The organism is Streptomyces sp. yr375 (genome assembly GCF_900110755.1).
Classification (GTDB): Bacteria; Actinomycetota; Actinomycetes; order Streptomycetales; family Streptomycetaceae; genus Streptomyces.
In genome coordinates this window covers 158,572-174,014 of the sequence record NZ_FOFF01000004.1, presented here as the reverse complement: position 1 = coordinate 174,014, position 15,443 = coordinate 158,572, and the positions used below count along the sequence as shown (strand labels likewise).

11 protein-coding genes are annotated in these 15,443 nt (G+C 67.0%); 4 read left to right on the top strand and 7 right to left on the bottom strand.

Annotated elements, in window-relative coordinates; all coding sequences use genetic code 11:
* Positions 1-13: 13 nt before the first annotated feature.
* From BMZ82_RS06860 to BMZ82_RS06815, 7 genes are all read right to left on the bottom strand, one after another.
* Positions 14-1,225: a DNA cytosine methyltransferase gene (locus tag BMZ82_RS06860; RefSeq protein WP_093772952.1), complete on the bottom strand. Its 1,212-nt coding sequence runs from the start codon at positions 1,223-1,225 to the stop codon at positions 14-16.
* 65 nt (positions 1,226-1,290) lie between these two features.
* Positions 1,291-2,322: a DNA cytosine methyltransferase gene (locus BMZ82_RS06855; RefSeq protein ID WP_093772748.1), complete on the bottom strand. Its 1,032-nt coding sequence runs from the start codon at positions 2,320-2,322 to the stop codon at positions 1,291-1,293.
* Between the two features lie 117 nt (positions 2,323-2,439).
* Positions 2,440-5,403 (bottom strand): Z1 domain-containing protein, encoded by a 2,964-nt coding sequence (locus BMZ82_RS06850; RefSeq protein ID WP_093772746.1) that lies wholly within the window; start codon positions 5,401-5,403, stop codon positions 2,440-2,442.
* Between the two features lie 52 nt (positions 5,404-5,455).
* Positions 5,456-6,484 (bottom strand): PD-(D/E)XK motif protein, encoded by a 1,029-nt coding sequence (locus BMZ82_RS06845; RefSeq protein ID WP_093772744.1) that lies wholly within the window; start codon positions 6,482-6,484, stop codon positions 5,456-5,458.
* Positions 6,484-8,013 (bottom strand): ATP-binding protein, encoded by a 1,530-nt coding sequence (locus BMZ82_RS06840; RefSeq protein ID WP_093772742.1) that lies wholly within the window; start codon positions 8,011-8,013, stop codon positions 6,484-6,486. The genes BMZ82_RS06845 and BMZ82_RS06840 overlap by 1 nt, the downstream gene beginning before the upstream one ends.
* Positions 8,014-9,566: 1,553 nt before the next feature.
* Complete coding sequence (locus BMZ82_RS06825) at positions 9,567-10,550, bottom strand: HNH endonuclease (RefSeq protein ID WP_093772740.1); 984 nt, start codon at positions 10,548-10,550, stop codon at positions 9,567-9,569.
* 442 nt (positions 10,551-10,992) lie between these two features.
* Positions 10,993-11,853, bottom strand: a complete 861-nt coding sequence (locus BMZ82_RS06815; RefSeq protein WP_093772736.1) for a helix-turn-helix transcriptional regulator — start codon at positions 11,851-11,853, stop codon at positions 10,993-10,995.
* A 102-nt stretch (positions 11,854-11,955) separates the two neighbouring features.
* On the opposite strand from BMZ82_RS06815, the gene BMZ82_RS06810 reads away from it, so the two are divergent.
* The 4 genes from BMZ82_RS06810 (at position 11,956) to BMZ82_RS06795 (ending at position 15,131) form a co-directional block, all read left to right on the top strand.
* Positions 11,956-12,702, top strand: coding sequence for an SDR family NAD(P)-dependent oxidoreductase (locus BMZ82_RS06810; protein ID WP_093772734.1), 747 nt, complete (start codon positions 11,956-11,958; stop codon positions 12,700-12,702).
* A 158-nt stretch (positions 12,703-12,860) separates the two neighbouring features.
* Positions 12,861-13,517, top strand: a complete 657-nt coding sequence (locus tag BMZ82_RS06805; protein WP_093772950.1) for an RNA polymerase sigma factor — start codon at positions 12,861-12,863, stop codon at positions 13,515-13,517.
* Positions 13,514-14,644, top strand: coding sequence for a CU044_5270 family protein (locus BMZ82_RS06800; RefSeq protein WP_093772732.1), 1,131 nt, complete (start codon positions 13,514-13,516; stop codon positions 14,642-14,644). The genes BMZ82_RS06805 and BMZ82_RS06800 overlap by 4 nt, the downstream gene beginning before the upstream one ends.
* Before the next feature lie 184 nt (positions 14,645-14,828).
* On the top strand, positions 14,829-15,131 hold the full coding sequence (locus BMZ82_RS06795; protein WP_093772730.1) for a hypothetical protein: 303 nt from the start codon (positions 14,829-14,831) through the stop codon (positions 15,129-15,131).
* The last annotated feature ends 312 nt before the right edge of the window (positions 15,132-15,443 follow it).

The window sequence follows — 15,443 nt, the reverse complement described above, 5'->3', positions numbered from 1 at the left end:
AGGTGGCTCGTAGTCAGGCCGATTGGTCGTTGTCGAGATCCTGTGTCTCGGTCTGCCGGGGCTTCCAGCGCAGGAGCTTCTCCCATACGTCGTCGCCAGGCGGATCGAGTTGGAGTGCCGCGCTCAGCACGTGTACGCCGAACCGCGGCGGTACGGCATTGCCGATCTGCTGGGCCTGATCGTTCCCCCGCCAGGGATAGCGGTAGGGGAAGCTCTGGAACACTCCGGCTTCCTCGTTGCTCAGGCGCTCCATTTCCGTCTCTCGAGCGTCGGCGCTGACGATGCGGTTGCGCTTCCACTTGCCGGTGACGGTCGCGGAAGGCTCGTTGGACTCGCGACGGCCGCGGGCCTTCGGATCACCACCGCTTCCGTAGTTGGACACGACGCAGAACCGCTTGGCACGCCGATCGGCCTGTTTCACCCCCACATGCCTGTACACGTCGTTGAGGGCGTCTGACATGGAGACCCACGCCGCACGGCCGCCGAAGAGCGCCTCCGCAGGTGCCACACCCTTGCGGTACTGCTGATGGGTGGGCGACAGGAAGTCCTTGGGGAAATCGTCGTGTCGAGCCACGAGCACGGCTCGACGACGCGTCTGCGGGACGCCGTACTGCTCCGTGTGGAAAACCTTCGCGTACGTCTTGTAACCGACCTTACGCAGCACTTTCTCGTACTCGTGCCAGACCTCGATGACGGCGGGTACCTGCTCCAGGACGATCACCTCGAACGGTTCGGGGGCGGTCCCCCCGTGGCGAGGCCGGAGCATCGCCTCGAAGATCCAGCGGAGTGGCTGAAGGACAAGACCCGTACGTTCATCGTCGAGCTTGTCCAGCTCCCGCTGGATGTCCTCCCAGTTCTCCCCCCTTTCGCCTGCCTTCTCCCGCTCGTACCAGGCGTGCATGCGATGGATGAAACCCGTGACGAGGTCGAGTGCCTTGCGCCCGCTGCCACTGCCCGCGATGGAGAACGTCTGGCAGGGAGGGCCCCCGGACAGTACATTGCATTCCTCGAACCCCAGGTTGCCAGGCCCGAAGAGCCGCACGTCACCCGGTTCGGTCTTCAGCCGCGCAGCCAGCCTCGTGGCCACCGCATCGTCGTCCCACTCGATACCGATCGAAGGAATGTCCAGAATTTCGGCCGCCAGATCCAGGCCCCCAGGCCCCGCGAAAAGATCGACAAGGTGGAAGCGTCCACGTTGTGGCTGGTCGGACGGCGCGTTGCTCATGGTGCGGAAGTCTATCGGCCGCGACGTACCGCGCGGTTGCCTTCCGGCCTCCCTGTAGCGGACCATCACCGCGCGGAACGCAAGGCGGCCGCGATCGCCTCCCCCAACGTCCGCGCCAGCGGCGGCGGGGTGGCGTTTCCCACCTGCCGGTACTGCGCCGTCTTACGCCCGGCGATCCGCCATTCCGGATCGAAGCCCTGCAACAACGCCACCTGAGCGACGGTGAGCGGAACGAGGCCATGGCGTCCCAAGGCCGGGTCCCAGACGAATTCGGCGTCCGGAACCTGATCGGCAACGGTCCCGCCGTCGACCCCGATCCGTGCCCACTTCCGCTTGGCGCCCGTGGGCCCGAGGTCGGCTCCGCCACGGTCCCAGGAACCTCCGACGATGGTCGGTGCGATCGTGTCGGCCTGAGCGGCCCACTTCGCGGCATCATGCCAACCGCGAACGCCCATCGACGCCCGTAGCGTCTCTCCCACACTTCGGCGCGGACCGGCATACGAGTGCGGCCATTCGAATCGGTCGATCAGATCGCCCTTGAAGGCGACCAGCAGTCCGACCTCTCGGCTCTGTGGCACCCCGTGATCTTTGGCGTTCACGACGCGCCATTGGAACCGATAGCCAAGGTGACGGAGTTCCTCGGCGATGACCTTGCGCACCAGTTGGTAGTCGGGCTTCCGAACAAGGTCGGGAACGTTCTCCAGAAGGATCGCCTGTGGCTGTACGCCATAGATCAGATCGACCGTGGCCTTCAGCACAGACAACTCGGCGTCGTCTCCACGCGTACGCCCGGCCGCAGCGGGAGACTTCACGCGGGGTAGGCCGCCGGAGAGCAGGTGAACGTCGTATACCTGTTTCTCGTCGACAGGGTCGAAGTCGAGAACATCGATTTCACGAACGTCCCACTGCGGGCGATTGGCGCGCAGCGTCTCACACGCGACCGGTCGATTGTCGAGTACCAGCACAGGGTCGAACCCTGCCTGCTCCAGCCCGACGGCAAGACCACCCGCACCCGCGCAGACCTCGAGCGAGGTAAGCCGAAACCGTGAATCGATGTCCCCCCGCACGGCGGCGGATGCCGCGTTCCCCCAGGTCATCTCGGTGATGTTCTCCCGTCGTCCCCAAGTGCAGCAGCGGCGAGCCCGGCCCGCCCCGCAAGATCTACCCTCGTCGAGGGTAGTAGCAGGCCGGGCGGAACGGCTGGGCGTTCGGGCTCATTGCGCGTCGATGATCGCCTCGCCCTCCTTCGCCGAATCGATGGTCGTGAAACGTAGAACACGGCCGTCGGTCCGGCGCGCCGTGGCGGGAGCCACGAAGGAGAAAGCCATGACGATCTTCTCCGATGCGAGACGGCCGTCCCCGGCGATGTCGGAGTGGTGCTTTGCCTCGACGATCGGGTAGACAATCACGACACCCCTGCGAGGGGTGACCAGGATCTCGGTGGCGGCGTCGCCGGAGTCGGCGAGGGCACCGGCGATACGCAGCGGAACCGCACGGTGCTTGGGCTCACTGATCGCGCCGAAGAGCGGGCTGCGCCGACGTTCTCGGGCAAACCAGGCAAGGGTCCGTCCATCGCCGCCCAGAGCCAGCCGCTGTCCGCGCTTCGTGTGCTGCGGTGCGACAAGCAACCAATCGTCGACCTGCGATGAGGCGGTGATCTCCTCGAGGTAGGCAAGGTTGGGCGCGAACTGGGAGGGCGCCCCCCAGCGCACCTCGCGAACCAGGTCGAGGAACTCCGCCGGGTCGAGCCGGCCGACCAAAGCGTCGTACTTGTGAGTGACAGCCGCCCGGCCGTCCTCGGCGGGGAAGTGGTAGGCAAGCGACGTGACCGAGGTGGGCAGCGCGTCGAGAACAGGCGTCCACAGGTTGGTGTTGTGCCGAAGGTCGCCGACCTTGGTCGGGTAGGCCGTGGGCTCCTGCCATTGACCCGGCGAGTGGAGTTCGACGAGCCGCGCGTTGTACATCTTGTTGGGACTGGTCGGCTTGAGCAGGTGCTGGGAGACCAACGGAGGCACCTGAGCCGGAGTAACCTGCTGCTTTCCGTCGACCATCGTGGCGTATTGCTTCAGTTCGGTGCGGAAGTTCTCCTCGTCCAGGCAGATGGCTTCGAACGCCGCGTACAGGTCGATCTCCTTGGCGCCCACGGTCTCGGCGCGCCCGAGATAGAGACGTACGAGGTCTCGATAGCCCTCGCGGAAGCCGAACCAGCGGCCCATCTGCATCAGAGCGGAGGCATTCCCGGCACGGCGACGGAAGTAGGAGACGGTAAGCCCCTCGACGGTGAACCCTCGTGCCAGTTTCTGGCCGCCGATGAGGATCTTCCAGATGGAACGCTTGTCGAAATCGGCCTCGCCCGTCTCGATGTCCTTGTCGCCGTTGACGACGATGATCGGATTGTCGTCCCCGCCGATGCGAGTGACTGCCGGCCCGACGTAGCGAGCCAACTCGTCGTACGAAGCAGGGACGGCATGGCCGTCGGCGCGCACCGCCGACACGCAGGCGATGTCGGACTCGAACAATTCACGCAGGCGCTCGTGACCGCTCGGCCCCATATATCCGGCGTTCCACCAGATCCGGGTCACCTTGGCCAGAAGTTCGCGGTGGACTTCCGTGCGAACGGACTCGTGGATGAGCATGGTGTGATGTTGGAAGTACCGGTCACCGAGGCCGCCTTCCGCCTCCCGGTACAGCTTCATGGCCGCGGTGAGGACGAACGTGTCCATGGCCCGCTGAAGGCAGAGGTCGTCGCCGTCCTCGTCATCCACCGTGATGCTGCGCATGTGCGCCAGTTCATTGGAGTTGGCGACGGTGGGACCCTCGTCCGGAACGGCCGAGTCGAGGTCGTGGAAGTCACGAGCCCCCATGTACCCCTCGGGGCGGGGCAGCGAGACGATGAAGTCCTTCGGGAAGATGTCCTCCGCGTCGCTGGGGTCGATGAAGACATTGGCGAAAGGAGTGGCGGTGTAGCCCACGTATTGAGCGCGCGGAAGCATCCGAAGAAGCTCTGAGATCTTCTGGTTGATCGCGGTGCGCTCGGCATCGGGCTTGGCAAGATTGGAGGTGTTGACGGAAGCTTCGTCGGACTCGTCGTCGATGATCAATACGGGAATCTCGGCGAGCGGCGTCTTGATCTTCTTGAGGTCCTTCACGAGCTTGGTGAGGACGCCTTTGTTCTTCTTGACAACCATCAGACGGGCCGACGAGCGGTGCAGGTTTCGAGGGTCGAACAGGGGCAGCGCGGGTTCCTGCTTCTCGAATTCCAGAGCGGTGATCCCCTGGAGGAGACTCCGGTAGTCGTCGGCACGGGTGGTGAGACGCACGATGTCGAACGCGCCGCGAGATGACGGCAACGATCCGAAAGTCACGAACCGGCCCTGGCTCCAGGCAGGGTCTGACGCGTAATCGGATTCGTACTCGCTCGCTCCCCGCAGGATGTTCTCTCGGCCGACGAGCTCCATGTCGAGACGTCGTTGGGTCTGGGCGCGCAGCATGTTGAGCGTGCCGCCGAGGACGATGACCAGTCGATAGCCGGCATCCACCGCTTTGGCGATCACTCCGGAGAAATTGGCGGTCTTGCCCGACTGCACGTAGCCGACGACCAACCCCTTCGCCTGGTAGGCCGCCACCTGAGTGGGGTCGGCCAGCCGCTCAACGACGGCGTCCGTCGCCACGTCGAGGCCGGCGACAGCGTCTGGAGCCCACCCCTTGTTCTCCAGATAGGCGCGATACGACGGCCAGTACCAGGGACGGCCCTGCTGTGACTCAGGGGTGTACCACGGCGTGAAGTCGTCGGTGATGACGACAGGCGCCTCGACCTTGGACACGGGGATGAGATTGTCCAGGAGCTTGCGGGTCGACTCGGTCAGGTCGAGGAGGTCGTAGACGTGCGCGCGTCGTGACTCCGTACGCTCCATGCTCTCCGACCAGGAAGGATTCGGAGCGAAATCCCAGTCGGTGAGCTTTTTGCGCCACATCTCGACCAATCGGTCCGTGGGCAGGGCGCGTTCCAGTGCCTCCCGCAGGGCGTCCTCGGTGGCCAACCCCTCGGCTTCGGTCCCCAGATCCTCCGCCTGATACACGAGCGCTCGCGCGAGCTTCTTTGGGCGGCTGGTGTGCATGTCCGAGAGAGCGGCGTTGTGCAACTGCAGGAGGAGTTCGTCGATGGGGCTGCTGGTCATGTTGTTCCTCGGGTGCCGAACGGTTGGCGAAGGGCTTGCAGGGTCGGGTTCGTCAGGGAAGCGCGAGGTCGGACAGATCAACGATCGGAGGGTGCTCATCCGGCCGGAGCCCGGTGACATCGACGACGTAAGTAACGTGACCGATCCGCCCGACCGAACCGCCGGGCAGGCCCTCGGCGGTGAGGCGGGGCATGTCCGATGCTCGCAACATCAGCGGGCTGTCACGGGGCGTCCAGCGTTCGTCCTCGGTTTGGTCCGGGTCCCAGCCCGCGGCAGCGAGAAGCCGATCCACGCGCCTTCCCAGCGCGATGTTCTCGGCGGCGGCCGCGTCGCGGGTGGCCTTTGCCGAATCGCCCAACGTGCGACCTCCCACACCCCCTCGAGTGAGACGAAGGGACGCGAACCACAACGGGCGCCCGGGAGTCTCCGCCAGTTGCCCCAGACCGTGGATGGTGTGGCTCCGGAGTTCGGAGGTGGTTGTCTTGATTTCCAGGTCGGCTTCGCCCAGGGCGAAGTCGTGTTCCTCCCCCGCCGGTCCCACCCACGAGTCGAGCGCTGCTTGCCATCCGACGAGTTGCGCCACCCGTCCGAGAACGGCTAGTTCACCGTGAAGGCCGATACGTTTCTGCAACGACATGCCCCGGGGTCTGCCGAGTAGAGCGCTCCAGCCGTGCACGGTCTCGTCGAAGGCATGATCCAAGTCCTGACCATCGACGACGATACGGTCCGCCACCGCCAGCAGCAGGTCGTGGAAGTCGCGAAGGAGGTCCGGTTCGGGCGTGGTGAGACGTGCCATACGTCGTCCACCGTGAGCGATTTGATCGATGCGTACGGCGGGCAATGTCGAGCGGAGAGGACGGTGACGACCTCCGAGCTCCACGTGGAGGGCGATGCCACGCCCGCCGTCCGCGATCTCGTATGACACGAGGGGCCTACCGGCGGCGGAGAGCCGATAGCTCGCGCCGAGACCGCGACCGAGATAGTGCTCGACCGTTGTCCACGGCAGGTCGACCGGTTGATGCGGCGAGGATGCGGGCCCGGTGTACGACGGATCCGCGTCGTTGCCCTCACGTGCGCTCATCAATCGGCCACCCGATCGAGCTCGGCGCGCGCCGCGGCGACGAGAACTGACTGCCACAACTCGATGTTGTCCTTGAGACGGCTTCCCATGCGTTCACGCTGGAAGGCATCCTGCATGAGTAGAAATATGAGGGACTTGACCATCGGAGCGTCGTTCAGCGAACCATCGCGACCGCCGAGCAAGGCCGCCCGATAGTGCTGATTGAGCAGGAGGACGTGGCCATCCTGGTCGATCTCGAAGAATTTGTCGTTGGCCAGCTTCTGCCATCGGAATTGCAATGGTTCCTCATGCACAAGTACCGGCAATTCCTCCTCGATCACCTGACGAACCTGTGGATCGATACCGCGCCCTGGCGGGACAGCGGCCTTGCGCGCGACACCCACGTGCCTGCGGGCCTCCCTGTAGACGTGTTCTGCCTCCACCACATACTGGGCGAAGGTTCGGCCATGCTCGTTCTCGGCACCCTCCAACGAGCCGACGAACTCCGGGGACACCTGCACCCCGTCTTTCTTCACTGTCAGTCGGAAGATCTTGGCCTCGGGATCGTCTGGCAGGTCAACGGCCACACGAGCCAGTGCGAGATGCTGTTCAGGCTGCCGGAAGTTATTCCAACCGCCCGCCTGAACGAGACGGTCGTTGCGATAGAAGTAGAACCCGCTCCGCTCCACGACCGCTCCGAAAGCCTTGTACTCGTCGAGAGAGGAACGTGGCGGCCAGACGTGGGCGTCGAGGTGGACCTGCCCGAGAGCGGGGATTTCGGCGGTGAAAGTGCTCGGATAAGCGGAATTTCCGGAGACGGGGTAAGCGAAGGGGTCGAGCGACTCCACGCCGTAGTTCGCGTATTCGACCCCGGTTCGGACATCCTGGACCGAAATAGTGATATGGAAATCGTCTCGGGCGAGGAAGCGATGCAAATGGAGCCCGAGGTGCAACCCAAGTTTGTTCACGGTGCGCTGTAGGTAGCGATCCGTCTGGCCACCGGCACCGCCATTTGGAAAGTCCTTGACATCGTCCCACCGAACGATGGTGCCTTGAAAGGCGATCGGACGCCCCTGGTAGAAGTCGACGAAATCCTGAGCGTAGTTCGGGTCGATGATGTCGCATTCGAATCCGTGTTTCGCGCGTTCCATCAGCCAGCGCCTGCCCGCGGGCCGGGTCCGCTTGGTCCGGCTCACCACGGTGACAGAGTTGGCGTGACTGAGCGACGCGGACTTCAGGCCGGTGCCGAACATACCCAGTGACTTCTTGTCGTACCCGCGGCGACCGCCGACGGTCATGGCGACATCAAGCTCGTTCTCATCCATGCCCTTGCCATCGTCGACGACGACCAGGCTGACGAGTTGGTCCCCGTCACGTAGAAAGTGGACGACGACATTGCCCGCTCCGGCGTCGATGGAGTTGTCCACCAGGTCGGCAATGGCAACCTCGAAGCCGTACCCCTGGCTGCTGAGCGCCTCCATATAGCGCCCATCCGGAGGCAGGTGCTTGCTACCGGCCGTGGGGACCTCGAACTGCCACTCGCTGACCATGACCTGCCTTTTCAGTGGGTGCCCGCTCACGGACGGATGCAAAGCATCCCCATGATGCAATGTCGCAACGACCGTAGTCGACAGCACCGACAGTGACTCGGGAAACGGTCCCCCGGATGTGGAGGGGGCCGTGCCCAAGCACCCGGATTCTCTCCTCTGAAACTCTGTTGCCAGTCTGCCCCAGGGACATCCGAGGCCCTGATCAACCGACTCCACCCCAGCGGACGGCTTGGCTCGATACCTCGCGGCGACAAGAACTCCAGCCAGACCACCGGCTGTTCGCCACGCGAGGCGATCAGCCACAGCCAACCTTCCTTCGCAACGGCCCTACTGCTGAAGCCATGAGACGAACCACGACATGCAGGCCACGGCAGAGCCTGAGGCCATCCGACATGAAGACGGCGAACCGCCAACCGTGAGCCGGTAATCGTCGCCAGGTGGATCCGTGCTGTTCCTGCGACATGGAGCCTGTCCACGTCGACCGGCGCTCGCAGAGGCGGTTTGGCTTCGGAACAGCTCGAAGCTTGCGCCCGCCTGAGCACGGCCCGGGCGGCACGCGCAAAGGCGCCGCCGTCCCGATCGGGTGCGAACTCCAGATCGTTCCGGTTCATGCGGTCCAGTCTGTCGGAACCTTCCACCAGATGAGGGAAAACCACCTGTCGGCGGGTGATCGGGCAGCAGGCGAGCCGCGCCGACAGCGGGCCTCGAACTCTTGGTCGCGGGAGTACTTCCCGGACCGTCCGGCAAGCGCGGCATGAGTCCACCGAGCGTGGGTCGTCAAGAGCGTGTACCGAAAGTGGATCTCAGGCGAGAGATGATCTTGGTTTGTGGTACGTGGAGATCTGACGGACGCACAATGGGCTGTGCTGAAACCGCTGTTGCCTTGGGTAAGAAGCCCGTACGGCCGCTGGCGTAGGCCAGCCAGCAACTGATCGATGGCGTACGGTACCGGGTCAACGCCCGCATCCCGTGGCGAGACCTGTCCACTGAGTACGGACCGTGGAGCCGGGTGTACGACTTGTTCCCACCGGTGGCAACGTCTTCCATGGAGATGCGGCTGTGTCCGGCAGCTTCGAGGACGGCTGGTCGGTGCCGATGCGGAAGCGGCCCGTGCGTTCACCGGGAGCCGTGTCCTCGGCGGTGCCGAGGTAGTCCACAGACGGTTGGACGCGCGCAGGACGTTCTGGGCGTACAGGTGGCCGCTTACCGCGGAGGCGTACTGCCTCGGCAAGCCGATCGTGTCGAGGGTCTCGTGCAGGAGGTCGCCGGAGTCCGCCCGTACGACTCCCGGCTCGATCTCCAGGCTGCAGGCGGGTGGCAAAGGTTCTACGGACGCGGCGCGCCTGTGGTGTGCGCCGCACACCGGGGCGGTCGCCGCCCTCGCCTCCGCCCTGGCCTGCCTCCGTTCCCGAGGTGCGCGAGACACAGACGGACCATGAAGTCCTGATGACCGGCCCGATCGGCGGATCTCCGTGCCAAGTCGCTGAACGCGGCGGGTGCGGCGTCATAAGGATGCGCGACGCGTCCGTTTCTCCTCGCAGGACGGGTTGCCGTCACCAGGTGGCGACAGTTGACGCATGGTGCTCTGCCAGGGCGTGGCGGTCTATCAGGTCCGTGTTCGGGATCCGTAGTGACGTGCCGTGCAGGTCGCTGTAGGTGGCGTAGCCGTCGAGGCTCGGGGCGACTTGGACGGTGAAGTCGTCGGGGTGGATGGCCAGGAGGCCGCTGTCGAAGAGGTGATGGATGTCCGAGCGGAGGAGGAGGCCTTCCTCCACTCTGTGCTGCTCCGTGATCGCGAAGGCACGGAGATGGGCGGCCTGGAGCACTTCCGCGGGGGCGGGGCCCGTGACCGCGCAGATCATCCCGTATCGACGGACGAGCGCCCGGCGGAACGCGTCCTGCCCCCGCCGCACTGCCACCGTTGCCCGCCGTCGGCCGCCGGGCAGTTCGAAAGGACGAGGCCCCGTGCCGGCGGATGCCCATCTCCTGCGGGGAAGCCGGACGCCCTTGGAGGCGACGGCCGCAAGGACCCTGGAGTAGTCTATGGCTTTGATCGACTGCTGGTCGGAATTGCTCAGGCTGAGTTCGGAGAGCAGGGCCTTTTCGAGGCAGCCTTCGAGAGGTTGCCAGGTTCCTCCGTAGTGGGCCCGGTACGAAGTGACCTCTATCGTCTCGGTCGAAGGGTGGTCGAAGGCGTTTCCGCAGGGACTGCACCTGAATCGGGGAAGCGTCGAGGTCCGTTCCTTGAAGCCGGTGCTTCCGCAGCCCGGGCATCGGCTCCGGAGTTTCTCCTGGTTCGGGAAGGTCTCCAACTGCTCGACGTAGCCGATACCGAGGGCTTCGCGTCCGCTTCGGACCACGACCAGGTCGTCCAGCGCGACGCGTCGATGGTTGCCGACCGTGGAGTCGTAGCTGTAGGACTCCTCGACGACGTCCTCGTAGCCCGCGTTCCCCTGGAACTGTCGGTCCTCGCCCGCGATCAGGAACGACCAAGCCCTGCCGACCGCTTCCCCCGTGACCACCCCTGCCTCGTCCATGACACGAGCATATGAGCCCGCACTGACATCGAGCCCGAATCATCTCGCCGGCCCCTGCCCCGCCGGGTACGTTCGCCTCGTATGTCATTACGCCGAGAAGTCCTACAAGCTGCACTACGCGTGCCTGCCCTGCCGTGTGGCGTTCAAGCGGCATCCCGGGCCCGGCGGGCATCGTTGCCCTCGGTGCTCAGGGGCGATGGTCTGTGCCGGCCGCGACTTCGCGGCACCGCGGCGCCGGAACAGCAGGGCGTGGACCGTCGTGGCTGCGGTCCTCGGCGCCGGACTGCGTTACGAGGGGCACGAACCGTGCGGCTGCGGCAGGGAACCCAAGTTCCGCCCCCGCACTCGAGCCCAACTGCGCGCACATCGAATCGCAGCAGCACGAACCGGCACGCCTCTTGCCGAGATGCTGGGACGCGTAGATCTAGTAGATCCATAGGTGTCAGGTTGATTCGGCTGTCGGCTGGTGCCCCTCCTCCGTCAGGGGCTGTGGGCCCAGTACCGTCAGGAGTTCTAGGCGGGTGGCGGCTTCTGTGGCTGGTTCTGGGGTGTAGAGCATGATGTGGAGGTCGCTGCCGGCGACCGTGAGGACGTCGCAGTCCAGGGTGATGGGGCCGACCTGGGGGTGGTCGATGGTTTTGCGGGAGGTGTCGTGGTGGCCCATGGCTCCGGAGTTCCACAGGGTGGCGAAGCGGGGGCTGTTCGTGCGTAGTTCGGCGATCAGGTCGTGCAGGCGTCGGTCCGCCGGGTAGCGGGTCCGGGCTGTGCGCAGGTCGGCGACGACCGCGGTCTCCATCGCCTGGCGGGTCTGCGGGGTGTGGCGGACGCGGTCGTCGGAGCCCAGGAAGGCGCGCCAGACGCCGTTGCGTTCGCGGCCGTGGCGTTCGCCCATCAGCGCCGTGTAGAGCGGGTTGGCGAGCAGGAGTGTCCAGGCCGCGTCCGAGACGGCCACCGGGGTTCCCGTCAGGCGGTCCAGCATGCGGTGCACGCTCGGTGCGATGTACGCCGGGACCGTGCCCTGGCCGGGCGGGACGAGGCCGGCGAGGAGGAACAGGTGCTCGCGTTCGGGTGGGGACACGCGCAGGGCTCGTCCGAGGGCCTCCACGACCTGGTCCGAGGGGTTCGTCGCCCGGCCCTGTTCCAGGCGGGTCACGTAGTCGACCGAGATGCCCGCCAGCATCGCCAGTTCCTCGCGGCGCAGGCCGGGCGCGCGGCGGTGGCCGCCCGAGGGGAGTCCCGCCGCCGCCGGGGAGACCCGGTCGCGCCATCGTCGTACCGTCCGCCCGAAGTCCGTACTCGCCATGTCACCACTGTGCACCGGCCGGCGCGGGTCTTCCTGGTACTGGCAGTCCCAGGAAGGGGGGGCTCCTGGCTGTCGCCCCGCCGGCCGCCGCAGCCTGGAGTCATGACAACGAGCGATTCGGGCAAGAGGACCGCGGGTACGACCACGACTCTGATCACCGGGGCCAACAAGGGGCTCGGGTTCGAGACCGCACGGCAGTTGGTCGGTGCGGGGCACATCGTCTACGTCGGCAGTCGCGACGCCGAGCGCGGGCGGCGGGCCGCCGAGCTGCTGGGGGCGCGGTGGGTGCTGCTGGACGTCACCGACGACGACTCCGTCGCGGGCGCGGTCGAGGTCGTCGCGGCGGACGGCGGCGGGCTGGACGTGCTGGTCAACAACGCGGGCATCGAGCGCTGGGGCGCCGACAACTCCGCGATCGGGGCGGCGGAGGTGACCGCCGCGGACATGCGGCAGGTGTTCGAGACGAACGCCTTCGGCATGGTGCGCGTCACCCACGCGTTCCTGCCGCTGCTGCGGCGCTCGGCCGCGCCGGTCGTCGTCAACGTCAGCAGCGGCCTGGGCTCGCTGAGCCGCGTCAGCGACCCGGACGAAGCGGCGTACGCCTTTCCGGGCGTCGCCTACCCGGCCTCGAAGACGACCGTCAACATGGTCACCGTGCAGTACGCGAAGGCGTTCCCGCAGATGCGGATCAACGCGGTGGAACCCGGCTTCACCAAGACCGACATCAACGGGAACACCGGCGTCCAGAGCGTCGAGGAGGGCGCCGAGATCATCGTCCGGATGGCGCGGATGGGCTCCGACGGTCCGACCGGCGGGTTCTTCGACGCGGCCGGGCCGCTGCCCTGGTAGACGCGCGACTGTGATCCACGCCACGGGAACCGCCTCCCTCCGTCCGGAGAGGTAGAGGTGTGAGGTCCAGCGGAGAGAGCGAAGAAGTCGAGCGGGACGAGGGTGCCGGTGACGGTGCGGACGAGGGTGGCGATGACGGTGCCGATGACGGTCGTCGCCTGCGGGGGCGGGTGCGTGGTGGGGAGCGGGCCGCGTTCGCCGAGCTCTACGCGTCGTATGCGACGGCCGTCTACCACCATGCGCTTCGGCTCACCGGGGACTGGTCGGTCGCCGAGGAGGTCATGTCCGAGACGTTTCTCGCCGCTTGGCGGGGGCGGGGGGAAGTGGCCGCCGAAGGGGGGTCGTTGCGGCCCTGGTTGTTCGGGATCGCCACCAACAAGGCGCGCAACGCCGACCGGAGTCTGCGGCGGCGGCTCGCCTTTCTTGCCCGGCGGTCCGAGGCCGAGACGGTGGACGACTTCGCCGAGGACGTCGTCGGGCGGCTGGACGACACTCGGCGGCTCGCCGAAGTGCGGCGGGTGCTGGGGCAGTTGAGGAGGCACGAGCGGGAGGTCATCGCGCTGTGCGTGTGGGGCGGGCTCGACTACGCGCAGGCCGCCGAGGCGCTCGGGGTGCCCGTGGGGACCGTCCGGTCGCGGTTGTCGCGGGCTCGGGCGCGGCTTCGGGGGATCGTCGAGCGGGGGGCGGGGACGGGGGGTACGGCAGGTACGGGGCGTGCAACTCGTGTGGCACGTACGGAACCTCACCCACGTCGCGGAGAGGTACAGAGTGAGGCCGCGTTCGCGGTCCTGCCCATTCAGGAGGAAGCCCGATGAACTCCACTCCGGAGGAACTCGTTGGACTCGACGACCCCGATGGACTCGACGAACTCGGGGAGCTGGCGCGGCTGTTGCCCGTTCCTCCCGTCGAGCGGGGGCTGCCTTCCGGGCGTCACTCCCATCACCAGGATGTTTTGATGCAGCTCATCGACCGAGACCGTGATCGTGATCGCGACCTTGATCGTGACCTTCGGGTCCGGCAGACCCGTCGGTTCTTGCGGCCCGCGCTCGTCGCCGGTGCCGTCGCCGTCGCGGCCGCGGTCGTCGCCGGGCTCACCGTCGGGATCGGGGGATCCGGGGAGCACGGCGGCCGTACGGGGACGGGGCGGTCCGGTGTGAGCAGTGCGGGAGGCGGGGACGGTCGTAGCGCCGTCGCGACGCTCGGGCGGATCGCCGCCGTCGCCATGCGGACGGACGTCAAGCCCGTGGACGACGGTCAGTTCGTGTACGTGCGCACCAAGGTCGCCGGGAACGAGGGCGTCTTCGACGGGCCCGTCAAGCTCGGCGAGCCGCACGAGCGGCAGGTGTGGTTCTCGCAGCGGCAGGGGCCCGTGATCGACGTCGGGCTGATCCGCGAGTTCGGGCAGGACTGGCCGATCGAGGTCGGCGTGCCGGACGGCGAGGATCCGACGGGCGCCGGGAATCCGGCCGGGTACGACCGGCCCACCTACGCCTGGCTCGCCGCGCTGCCCACCGATCCCGCCGCCCTGCTGAAGCTGCTCTACGCCGATACGCATGTCGAGCAGGGGGAGGACAAGGACCAGGAGGTCTTCATCCGGATCGGCGATCTCATCGGCGAGCAGATCATGCCGTCCGCCATCGCCGCCGCGTTCTACCAGGCCACGGCCCGGATCCCCGGGGTGACCGAGGTGCCGGACGCCGTCGACGCGGCGGGACGGCACGGGATCGGCATCGCCCACGAGGACACGGCGGAGGGGACCCGCCGGGAGTGGATCTTCGACCGCACCACCCTCGAGTACCTCGGCGAACGCGTCGTCTTCAGCCGGGACACCGAGCGGGCCAAGGCGGGGACGGTCTATCACACCACTGCGGTGCTGGAACGGGCCGTTGTGGACAAGCGGGGGCAGGAGCCCGGTGAACGGCGTCGGGCGGGGCGGAGTTAGGGGGGTTCGGGGTGAGCTGGGCAGTGGGGCAACGGACTGGGGGTGGTGAGGGTGGGCACGTCGGGGTCCGTCCTGCGGGGTGGGGGTGCGTCATGGTGCCTTGCGGTCGGTTTTCTCCTGCGCGTTAGCCTCGTAGCGGCTCAGGAGACGGGCGTAGACGTATCAGGGCAGGAGGCAGGCGGACATGGTGACGGTTCCCAGTGCGGTGATCGCGGCGGGTGGGCTGGTCGGTGGGTACGGGGTGGCCCGGTGGACGAAGCAGCGGCCGCTGGGCGGGGTCGTGCTCGCCGTCGCGGGGGCCGCTGCCGCACAGCAGTGGCGGCGGCAGGCGGGCGGGGCGGCCGCGGGGGCGCTGACCGTGGCGTACGTCGCCGCCTTCGCGGGGTCGCATCCGCTGGCGAAGAAGGTGGGCGCCTGGCCGTCGGTGTTCGGCGTGGCGGGGGCGGTCGCGGTCGCGTCGTGGGCGGTCGCCGACCGGCGGGCCTGACAACGGGCCGGGCATGGGTCTGGAGGACCGGACTTGAATCCGGAACCGGGGCTGGAACCGGATCCGGGCCTGAATCTGAACCAGGGCCGGGTTCCGGTTCCGGGCCTGAATCCGGACCTGGCATGGATCTGGACCGGGCCTGGAACCCGGACCCGGCATGGAACCCGACCGGGCCCGACCCGGATCCGGACCCAGGCCTGAATGCCGGACCGGGCCTGGAACCGGACCCCGGGCTTCGAGCCGGACCCGGGCCCGGCTCTGGCTCTGGCTCTGGTCCTGGCTCTGGTCCTGGCGCTGGTGCTGGTGCTGGTG

Excerpts from the sequence above, each read along its gene's own strand:
- BMZ82_RS06800 (WP_093772732.1), top strand. The coding sequence starts at position 13,514 with ATGAACTCCACTCCGGAGGAACTCGTTGGACTCGACGACCCCGATGGA.
- BMZ82_RS06815 (WP_093772736.1), bottom strand. The coding sequence starts at position 11,853 with ATGGCGAGTACGGACTTCGGGCGGACGGTACGACGATGGCGCGACCGG.
- BMZ82_RS06860 (WP_093772952.1), bottom strand. The coding sequence starts at position 1,225 with ATGAGCAACGCGCCGTCCGACCAGCCACAACGTGGACGCTTCCACCTT.
- BMZ82_RS06825 (WP_093772740.1), bottom strand. The coding sequence starts at position 10,550 with ATGGACGAGGCAGGGGTGGTCACGGGGGAAGCGGTCGGCAGGGCTTGG.
- BMZ82_RS06845 (WP_093772744.1), bottom strand. The coding sequence starts at position 6,484 with ATGAGCGCACGTGAGGGCAACGACGCGGATCCGTCGTACACCGGGCCC.
- BMZ82_RS06855 (WP_093772748.1), bottom strand. The coding sequence starts at position 2,322 with ATGACCTGGGGGAACGCGGCATCCGCCGCCGTGCGGGGGGACATCGAT.
- BMZ82_RS06795 (WP_093772730.1), top strand. The coding sequence starts at position 14,829 with ATGGTGACGGTTCCCAGTGCGGTGATCGCGGCGGGTGGGCTGGTCGGT.
- BMZ82_RS06850 (WP_093772746.1), bottom strand. The coding sequence starts at position 5,403 with ATGACCAGCAGCCCCATCGACGAACTCCTCCTGCAGTTGCACAACGCC.
- BMZ82_RS06810 (WP_093772734.1), top strand. The coding sequence starts at position 11,956 with ATGACAACGAGCGATTCGGGCAAGAGGACCGCGGGTACGACCACGACT.
- BMZ82_RS06840 (WP_093772742.1), bottom strand. The coding sequence starts at position 8,013 with ATGGTCAGCGAGTGGCAGTTCGAGGTCCCCACGGCCGGTAGCAAGCAC.